Source organism: Rhizobacter sp. P1_G5, assembly GCF_056405435.1.
The window spans coordinates 1-8,761 of the sequence record NZ_JBFUCB010000224.1 but is presented as its reverse complement, the minus strand read 5'-3'; the positions used below and the strand labels follow the sequence as shown (position 1 = coordinate 8,761).

The window sequence follows — 8,761 nt, the reverse complement described above, 5'->3', positions numbered from 1 at the left end:
CGGCAGCAGCACCGCGAACCCCTTGCCGACGAGGTAGCGCGACAGCCACTCGTAGCGCTGGCGGCCTTGCGCCGATCGCTTCTCGGCCGTCGCGCGGCCGTGGTTCATGATGACCAGCGGAAACGGCCCGTCGCCTGCCGGGCGAAAGATCATCACCGGGATCTGCCGCGTCTGCTGCTTGCCGTACAGGTCGGTCACGGTGACGCTGATGAACTGCGTCTGTTCGCGCAGGTCCTTCAGCACGGCCGCCTCGTCAGGGGCCTGCGCCTGCGCGCCAGCCCCGGCACCCCACAGGCCGAGCAACAGCACGGCTGCAAGGCGTGCCATGGCCGAAGCCGATGTCCAGTCTGCTTTCAAGATCTCTCCCTGACGGCGGCGCCACGCGACATGGCAGAAAAGCGGCGCACCAGCTGCCGCAGGAATTTCGCCAGCATCCACACCAGCACCGCCGACACCGCAAGCGCGAGCACCAGGAACCCCGCCAACACCAGCGGATGCGTCCACGACAACCACAGCACCGCCGGCACCAACCCGTCGCCGAGCAGCGACAGGCCGATGTTCGAGAACGGCTCCGGCGAGGTGTTGGCGGCCGCGCGCGTGGTGGCCTTCGCGACGTGGCTGCTGGCCGCCAGCCCGCCACCCAGCACCGCCGCGATCGTCGCCCACGTGGCCTGGTCGGCGCCGAACACCGCGGCAGCCAGCGCCGCGCCGGCCGGGATGCGCAGCACGGTGTGCAGCACGTCCCACAGGCTGTCGACGCCGGGCATCTTGTCAGCGAAGAACTCGACGCACAGCATCACCCCGCTCGCGCCCAGCATCAGCGGATGCTGCAGCAGGCGCAGCCCGTGCGGCAACTCGATCCAGCCCAGCGCGCCGGCCGCACCGGTCAGGAACAGCACCGCATACAGGCGCAGCCCGCTGGCCCAGCCGAGCGCGGCGGCGATCGCGAGCAGTTGCGGCGTGTCGAGGTTCATGGCGGGGTCAGCCCGGCTCCAGCCACGCGGGCTTGCGCTTGGCCAGGAAGGCCTGCACGCCCTCGCGGCCCTCGTCGCTCGCGCGGATGTCGGCGATGCGGCGCGCGGTGTCTTCGCGCAAGGCCGCGCTGATCGGCTGGCCGGCGATGTCCTGCACCAGCCGCTTGCAGGCACGCGCCGCCATCGGGCCGTTGGCGGCCAGTGCCGCAACGATCTCGTCGACCTGGGCGTCCAGCGCGTCGGCGACGCAGACCTCATGCACGAAGCCGAGCGCCTGCGCCTGCGTCGCCGTGAAGCGCTCGGCCGTCACCATGTAGCGCCGCGAGGCCTGCTCGCCCAGCGCGCGGATCACGTAGGGGCTGATGGTGCCGGGCAGCAGGCCCAGCCTGGCCTCGCTGAGGCAGAAGGCCGCCGCGTCGGACGCCACCAGCACGTCGCACACCGCGGCCAGCCCGACACCGCCGGCATAGCAGTCGCCGTGGATGCGGCCGACCACCGGCACCGGGCAGCTGTAGATCGCCCACAGCATGTCGGCCAGGGCCTGCGCATCGGCACGGTTCTGCTCCCAGCTGTAGTCGGCCATCGCGCGCATCCACGCCAGGTCGGCGCCGGCGCAGAAGGCCTTGCCGTGGCCGCCGAGGACGATGGCGCGCAGGTCGGCGTCGGCGCCGAGCGCGGTGAAGGTCTCGCGCAACTCGGCGATCACGCCATCGTTGAAGGCGTTGCGCACGTCGGGGCGGTTCAGCCAGACGCGGGCGACCGGGCCGTCGCGGCGGATGTCGAGGGTGGTGGTCATCGTGGCGCCCTCACATCCGGAACACGCCGAACTTCACGTCGGGGATCGGTGCGTTCAGGCTCGCGCTGATCGCGAGCGACAGCACGCGGCGCGTGTCGGCCGGGTCGATCACGCCGTCGTCCCACAGCCGCGCGCTCGCGTAGTACGGGTGCGCCTGGTGTTCGAACTGGTCGAGCACCGGCTGCTTGAAGGCGGCCTCCTGCTCGGCGCTCCAGCTGCCGCCCTTGGCCTCGATGCCGTCGCGTCGCACGGTGGCCAGCACGCTCGCGGCCTGCTCGCCACCCATCACCGAGATGCGCGCGTTCGGCCACATCCACAGCAACCGGGGGTCGAACGCGCGGCCGCACATGCCGTAGTTGCCGGCGCCGWAGCTGCCGCCRATGATCACGGTGAAYTTGGGCACCTGCGCGGTCGACACCGCCGTCACCATCTTSGCGCCGTGCTTGGCRATGCCCTCGGCCTCGTAYTTGCGGCCCACCATGAAGCCGGTGATGTTCTGCAGRAACACCAGCGGCACCTTGCGCTGGCAGCACAGCTCGATGAAGTGCGCGCCCTTCTGCGCCGATTCGGAGAACAGCACGCCGTTGTTCGCGACGATGCCCACCGGCATGCCGTCGATGTGCGCGAAGCCGGTGACCAGCGTCGTGCCGTAGCGCGCCTTGAACTCCTCGAACTCGCTCGCATCGACGATGCGCGCGATGATCTCGCGCACGTCGAACGGCTTGCGCGTGTCGGTGGGAATGACACCGTGCAGCTCGGCCGCATCGAACAGCGGCGCGCGCGGCGCGATGCAGCGCAGTGCCGGATCCTTGCGCCAGTTCAGGTGGGCGACCGCGGTGCGCGCGATCGCGAGCGCATGCGTGTCGTTCTGCGCCAGGTGATCGGCCACGCCGGACAGGCGCGTGTGCACGTCGCCGCCGCCCAGGTCCTCGGCGCTGACGACCTCGCCGATGGCCGCCTTCACCAGCGGCGGGCCGGCCAGGAAGATCGTGCCCTGGTTCTTCACGATGATCGATTCGTCGCTCATCGCCGGCACGTAGGCGCCGCCGGCGGTGCACGAGCCCATCACGACGGCGATCTGCGGAATGCCCTGCGCACTCATCTGCGCCTGGTTGAAGAAGATGCGGCCGAAGTGGTCGCGGTCGGGAAAGACCTCGTCCTGGTTCGGCAGGTTGGCGCCGCCGCTGTCGACCAGGTAGATGCACGGCAGCCGGTTGGCCTGCGCGATCTCCTGCGCGCGCAGGTGCTTCTTGACCGTCATCGGGTAGTAGGTGCCGCCCTTCACCGTCGCGTCGTTGCAGACGATCATGCAGTCGACGCCCGAGACGCGGCCGATGCCGGCGATCAGCCCGGCGCCCGGCGCGTCGTCGTTGTACATGCCGAGCGCGGCCAGCGGCGCCACTTCGAGGAAGGGCGTGTCGGGGTCGAGCAGCATCTCGACGCGGTCGCGCGGCAGCAGCTTGCCGCGCGCGACGTGCTTGGCGCGGGGGCCGTCGCCGCCGCCCTGCGCGATGCGCGCCAGCTTCGCGTTCAGGTCGTCGACCAGCACGCGCATCGCCGCGGCATTGGCCTTGAAGTCTTCCGAACGGGGGCTGAGCTTGGACGCGAGGGCGGGCATGAGGTCTCCTGGGCGCGCGGTCGGCGGTGCCGCGCTGGGCGAAGTCTAGGCCTGCGCAGCATACGCAGCCGCGGGCCGCATCGGCGGCCATGGAGGTTGCAATTCGTGCCAGACTTGCCGGCATGCCCCGCTCCTCCTCGTCCGTTGCCGCCCCGCTGCGCGGCAGCCGCACTGCGGCCACCCCGATGGCCTTCGTGCGGGCCGTGGTGCTGGCCTACGAGCGCTACGGCGTCGATCCGCGCGGCGCGCTGCAGCAGGCACAAATCACGCCAGCCGAATTGCGGCGCAGCGAAGCCCGCATCACCGCGGCGCAGATGGAGGCGCTGTGCGCCTTCGCGATGCAGGAGCTCGATGACGAAGCGCTCGGCTGGTTCTCGCGCAAGCTGCCGTGGGGCAGCTACGGCATGCTGTGCCGCGCGTCAATCACCGCGCCGACGCTCGGTGTCGCGCTGAAACGCTGGTGCCGCCACCACCGGCTGCTGACCGACGACCTGGTGCTCGAGTTGACGGTGGACGGCCCGCTCGCCACCGTGACCATTGACGAGCACCGCCGCTTCGGCGCACTGCGCGAGTTCTGCCTCGTCACCAGCCTGCGCTACCTGCACGGCTTCGCGTGCTGGGCGATCGACTCGCGGATCGCGTTGCGCGATGCACGCTTCCCGTTCGCGGCGCCGCCGCACCGCGACGTCTACCCGGTGCTGTTCCCCGGTCCGGTGCAGTTCGATGCGCCGCAGGCCGGCTTCAGCTTCGATGCGCAGGACCTGGCGATGCCGCTGCGGCGCGACGAGCGCGCGCTGCAGGCGATGCTGCAACGGGCCTTGCCGCTGACGGTGCTGCCGTACCGGCGCGACCGGCTGCTGGCACGCCGCGTGCGCGAGCTGCTGCGCCAGGATGCGCGGCGCTTCGGCACCGCGGACCTGCTGGCGCAGGCGCTGAACCTGTCGGTGCGCAGCCTGCACCGGCAGCTGAAGGACGAGGGCGTCACGCTGCAGGCGGTGAAGGACGAGGTGCGGCGCGACCAGGCCAGCGAGCTGCTGCTGCGCACCGACCGGCCGGTCAAGCAGGTGGCCCAGGCGGTCGGGTTCGACAACGAGAAGAGCTTCGCGCGGGCATTCAAGCACTGGACCGGCAAGTCGCCGCGCGAATTCCGCAGCCCGGGTGGCAACCCGGGTTAGCACCCGGGCTACGGGAGCACCGTGGTCGCGGTGGCCTGCTGGATGCGCAGGTCCGCATCCCGCTGCAACAGGAAGCGCTGCGCCACCAGCCGGTTCGCCGCGGCCGTCACCGCCGCCACGTAGCCGGCCTGGTTGCCGTACAGCGACTCGAGCGAAGGCCGCCCGTCGCCGGCCGCCAGCCGGGCCGCCTCCGTCGCATGGAACGGCAGGTAGCTGCCGGTCAGGCTCGTCAGGTCGACGACCCCCGGCGTGGCCACGTAGTTGAACTCGATGCTCGTGCCCAGCGGCGCCTGCACCTCGACGCCGCGGATGCCGGCGGTCGACATGCCGGTGGACGGGTCCACCTGCGGCACCAGGATCGCGTAGTCGACCCCCACCAGCGGCGGCAACTGCGTCGCGATGCCGCTCTCGTCCTGCGGCACGTACTGCGGCCCGAAGTCCAGCACCTTGTACGCATTGAACCAGCCGCGGTACGAGAAATCGGGCACCGCCGTCGCGACGCCGGCCACCGGCCAGCTCACGCCCTTGATCGCCGGGAAGGCGACCTGCTCCGGCCGCACCAGCGTGCCGTCCGCCAGCGCCGGCACCTGGCTGGCGGGCGGCGCGACATCGCGCACCACCCAGTCTTCCAGTGCGATGAACAGCGCGCGGAAGGTGTCGCTGTGGTGCGCCACCGTGCCACGCGGGTAGACGCTGTTGCCCGGCACGTAGGCGATGCTCGCGGTGCCGCCGGCGCCGCCGTGCTGCGTGCTCGCGTAGTAGTAGATGCGGGCGTTGTCCGGCTGCACGAGGTCGCGGAAGCCCCAGGCATCGGTCAGCACCGGCGAGCCCTGCAACTGCCAGAACTCGGTGCCCGACAGGCCGAGGAAGAACTTCGGGCAGGTGTTGCTGGCCGCGCAGCGCGTCATCACCCCGCCCTGCCGGCCGGTCAGCGGATCGACCGCGTCCTTGTCGAGCGCGCGCGGTGCCGTCTGCCCGAACGCGGTGTGGTCGGTGCGGATCGCGCCGCCGCCGCCCGGCACCGCGAAGCGCGTGTTGATGTTGGTCTGGCGCGCGGCCACGTGCGCGTAAATGCCGTCGAACACCTTGCTGCCGTCCAGCGCCTGGTTGAAGCCCAGGTGCAGGAAGGTCTTCATCGCGTTGCCCGACTGCGAGGTGCCCTGGCCGATGGCATGCGTGATGCGGCCCGCCAGCGGGTTGGCGACGCCATCGGCATCGGCCGCCCGGTGGCGCAGGAAGCTCACCGTGTCGCGCAGCGCGGCCAGCCCGACGCCCATCACCTTCGGATCCTTCGCGACGTAGACCAGCTCGTACAGCCAGGCCGGATCGAAGCCGCCCTTCAGGCAGACCTTGCTGCCGTCGGGCGTGCCGGGAAAAGGCTTGGCCGCGTTGTCGCAGTCGGCGAACTTCCAGTCGGCCGGAGGGATGGCCACGCGGGCATCGCCCTCGTTGAGGCGGCGTGTCAGCGAGTAGCCCGGCAGGCTGTTGTCGAGGCTGGCCGGGGCGTAGGGAATCATCGTGCCGTTGAAGACGCCGCCCGGCAGCGTCATCACCGGCGTCGCGGCGGCGGGAATCAACTCGCTGCGGTAGCTGCCGGTGATGCTGCTGCCGTCCTTGTTGACCGCCACCGGCACGCTGAGCGTCAGCCGCGCGGCGCTGCTCTTCGGCACATCGCCCTGCCAGGCCGCGTACAGCAGCACGTAGCCGCGTTCGAAGAACACCGCATCGCTCGGCGTCGCGGCCGGGTTCGGCATCGTCAGGATGTTGCCGCGGTTCGGCGCGTCGTAGCGCAGCACGCCGCTGGCCTTCGCCATGTCCTTCGGCTTGAGCAGCACGAACTCCGACTGGTACTCGACCATGCCGCGCGCATTGACGGGCGCGAGCGCCAGGTCCTGGATGACGGCGTTGTGCGGGTCCTTCGGATCGACCTCGCCGCGCAGCGTGCCGCTGAGCTTCTCGTAGGCGCCGACGCTGCCCCAGCTGCCGGCCACGTCCTCGGTGGCCGTGATGGCGAGGTGGACCTGCGGCGTGGTGGGCGCGGGGGCGGGCGCGCCGCCATCGTCACCGCCGCAGGCGCCCAGCGAGGCTGCCAGCGCGAGCGCCGCCAGCCGCTTGAAATCGAAGCGTGTCATGTTGTCTCCTGTCGATTGAAAAGGCTCCGCCCCGGGGCGCTCTGGCGGCGCCCGCTGCAGGGAGGCGGGTGGGTGCGCCGAAGCGCCCGGATCACTCGGGTTCGATGCCGGCGGCCTGGATGACCTTGCCCCACTTCCGGGTCTCGGTGGCCTGGAAGGCGGCCAGCCCGTCGGAGGTGGTCGTGAACGGCACCGAGCCGCTGCCGTCGAAGAAGCTCTTCGCCGCGGCGCTGCCGGTGCCGGCCACCAGCAGCTCGCGCAGCCGCTGCACCACCGCAGCCGGCGTGCCGGCCGGCACATAGGCCGCGAACCAGTAGCCCATGTCGTAGCCCTTCACGCCGGCCTCGTCGATCGTCGGCACCTCGGGCAGCAGCGGCGAGCGCTGCGCGGTCGAGATGCCGAGCGCGCGCAGCTTGCCGGCCTTCACCTGCGGCACGCCGGTGGAGGTGTCGGTGATCATCAGGTCGATCTGGCCGCCCAGCAGGTCGGTGATCGCGAGCGGGTTGCTCTTGTACGGCACGTGCAGCAGGTCGACGTGCGCCATCTGCTTGAACAGCTCGCCGGCCACGCGGCTGGACGAGCTGCCGCTGCCGAAGCTCAGCTTGCCCGGTTGCTGCTTCGCCGCGGCGATCACGTCGGCCACCGTCTTGTACGGCGAGTTCGCGTTCACCACCATCACCTGCCCGCCCTTGCCGAGCCCGGTGACTGGCGCGAAATCCTTCACCGGGTCATAGGGCAGCTTCCTGTAGAGGTGCTCGTTGGCCGCGTGCGTGGTGTTGGTGGTGATCAGCACGGTGTAGCCATCGGGCGCAGCGCGCGCCACGCTCTGCGCCGCCAGCATGCCGCTCGCGCCGGCCTTGTTGTCGACGACGACCGCCTGCTTGGTGTCGACGGTGATCGACTGGCCGAGCGCGCGCGCCAGCTGGTCGGTGGCGCTGCCGGCCGCGAACGGCACGACGAAGGTGATCGGCTTGGCCGGCCAAGACTGGACTTGGGCCTGCGCGTGCAGCGGCACGGCGGCGAGCGCCGTGAGCGCCAGCGCGGCCGCGAGCAGGGAACGGTACATCTTCATCGTTTGTCTCCGGTGTGGTTCTTGGATTCGTCAGCGATCGAGCGGCGGGCCGGCCAGCAGCGGCAGCAGCGTGCGCGGCACGCGCAGCGGCAGCTCCAGCAGCAGGAAGGACAGCGCCTTGCCGTGGCCATCGAGGTTCAGCGAGCCGTTGACGCCGCCGTCGAGCACGTCGTCGAGCACGAAGTTCATCGCGTGCAGCAGCGGCAGCAGGTGGCGCACGATGCGGCCCGGGCGGCGGTGCGCGAACTGGCGGCGCACCGCGTCTTCGTCGATCTGCGCGACCAGCAGCGGCCACAGCTGCGGGTGCCAGGCGATCAGGCTGATGTTGGCGCGGTCACCCTTGTCGCCGGTGCGCGCATGCGCGGCGCGGTAGAGCGGGACCTCGACGTTCATCTCGTCGCTCATGCGCCCTCTCCGGTTGGCAGGAATGCGAACCCTGCATCGACGCGCTCGCGCGGCACGCTGCAACTCGCGATGCCCAGGCGGCGACGCAGCGCGGTGCGCACGCCGCCGCCGCCGGCCGGGCCGCAGGTGTACAGCGCCGTCACCTCGCGCGCGAGGCGCTCGGCCTGCCGGCGCTCTGCGTGCTGCAGCGCCACGCGCAGGCGCACGTCGCGGCCGTCGCGGTCGTTGTGCAGGCCGGCGCTGCCGTTCCAGGTGCCGGCGTCGTCGGCGAACACGCTGCTGACGCCGATCAGGTCGGCGCGCAGCGTGCCCAGGCCGTGCAGCCGCTCGCGCAGCACCTCGGCCGCGAGCCGCGCGCGCGCCTCGGCCCGCGGGCCGGCGTACGAGATCTCGCCTTCGGCCAGCCAGCCGGTCTCGTGGCACACGTTCACCTTCAACTGCGCCGGTCGGGCATGGCCGCGCACGCCGTCGAGCCGTACACGGTCGGGGCCGAGCTGCCGCACCTGCGCCTGGCCGATGTCGGCCACGACGTCGGGCGTCAGGTAGGCGAAGGGGTCGTGCACCTCGTAGAGCAGCTGCTCCTTCACGG

The 8,761-nt window shown here is 71.3% G+C and carries 8 protein-coding genes and 1 pseudogene; 1 reads left to right on the top strand and 8 read right to left on the bottom strand.

Annotated features, from left to right (window positions below):
- The 4 genes and pseudogenes from AC1D12_RS16625 to AC1D12_RS16610 all read right to left on the bottom strand — a co-directional run.
- Window positions 1-327, bottom strand: a pseudogene (locus AC1D12_RS16625) (alpha/beta hydrolase family protein); the annotation flags it as partial.
- Between the two features lie 26 nt (window positions 328-353).
- Window positions 354-974 (bottom strand): DUF4126 domain-containing protein, encoded by a 621-nt coding sequence (locus tag AC1D12_RS16620; RefSeq protein WP_477841619.1) that lies wholly within the window; start codon window positions 972-974, stop codon window positions 354-356.
- A 7-nt stretch (window positions 975-981) separates the two neighbouring features.
- On the bottom strand, window positions 982-1,770 hold the full coding sequence (locus tag AC1D12_RS16615; protein ID WP_477841617.1) for an enoyl-CoA hydratase/isomerase family protein: 789 nt from the start codon (window positions 1,768-1,770) through the stop codon (window positions 982-984).
- A gap of 10 nt (window positions 1,771-1,780) precedes the next feature.
- Entirely contained in the window at window positions 1,781-3,388 is a 1,608-nt protein-coding gene (locus AC1D12_RS16610) for a carboxyl transferase domain-containing protein (protein WP_477841615.1), read from the bottom strand.
- Between the two features lie 122 nt (window positions 3,389-3,510).
- On the opposite strand from AC1D12_RS16610, the gene AC1D12_RS16605 reads away from it, so the two are divergent.
- A complete protein-coding gene (locus AC1D12_RS16605) occupies window positions 3,511-4,563 on the top strand; it encodes an AraC family transcriptional regulator (protein WP_477841613.1) in 1,053 nt (350 codons plus the stop codon).
- Window positions 4,564-4,571: 8 nt separating this feature from the next.
- Here AC1D12_RS16605 and AC1D12_RS16600 read toward each other — a convergent pair whose 3' ends face one another.
- The 4 genes from AC1D12_RS16600 to AC1D12_RS16585 all read right to left on the bottom strand — a co-directional run.
- Window positions 4,572-6,695, bottom strand: a complete 2,124-nt coding sequence (locus AC1D12_RS16600; RefSeq protein ID WP_477841611.1) for an alpha/beta hydrolase domain-containing protein — start codon at window positions 6,693-6,695, stop codon at window positions 4,572-4,574.
- A gap of 91 nt (window positions 6,696-6,786) precedes the next feature.
- A complete protein-coding gene (locus tag AC1D12_RS16595) occupies window positions 6,787-7,767 on the bottom strand; it encodes a Bug family tripartite tricarboxylate transporter substrate binding protein (RefSeq protein ID WP_477827303.1) in 981 nt (326 codons plus the stop codon).
- Between the two features lie 30 nt (window positions 7,768-7,797).
- Window positions 7,798-8,172: an AtuA-related protein gene (locus AC1D12_RS16590; protein ID WP_477827302.1), complete on the bottom strand. Its 375-nt coding sequence runs from the start codon at window positions 8,170-8,172 to the stop codon at window positions 7,798-7,800.
- Window positions 8,169-8,761, bottom strand: a 593-nt coding sequence (locus AC1D12_RS16585; protein ID WP_477841609.1) for an acyclic terpene utilization AtuA family protein, incomplete at its 5' end; no start/stop codon positions are given. The genes AC1D12_RS16585 and AC1D12_RS16590, both read right to left, overlap by 4 nt.

What these genes read in the sequence shown, in the direction of transcription:
- AC1D12_RS16590 (WP_477827302.1), bottom strand. Translation starts at nt 8,172, where the DNA reads ATGAGCGACGAGATGAACGTCGAGGTCCCGCTCTACCGCGCCGCGCAT.
- AC1D12_RS16615 (WP_477841617.1), bottom strand. Translation starts at nt 1,770, where the DNA reads ATGACCACCACCCTCGACATCCGCCGCGACGGCCCGGTCGCCCGCGTC.
- AC1D12_RS16620 (WP_477841619.1), bottom strand. Translation starts at nt 974, where the DNA reads ATGAACCTCGACACGCCGCAACTGCTCGCGATCGCCGCCGCGCTCGGC.
- AC1D12_RS16600 (WP_477841611.1), bottom strand. Translation starts at nt 6,695, where the DNA reads ATGACACGCTTCGATTTCAAGCGGCTGGCGGCGCTCGCGCTGGCAGCC.
- AC1D12_RS16595 (WP_477827303.1), bottom strand. Translation starts at nt 7,767, where the DNA reads ATGAAGATGTACCGTTCCCTGCTCGCGGCCGCGCTGGCGCTCACGGCG.
- AC1D12_RS16605 (WP_477841613.1), top strand. Translation starts at nt 3,511, where the DNA reads ATGCCCCGCTCCTCCTCGTCCGTTGCCGCCCCGCTGCGCGGCAGCCGC.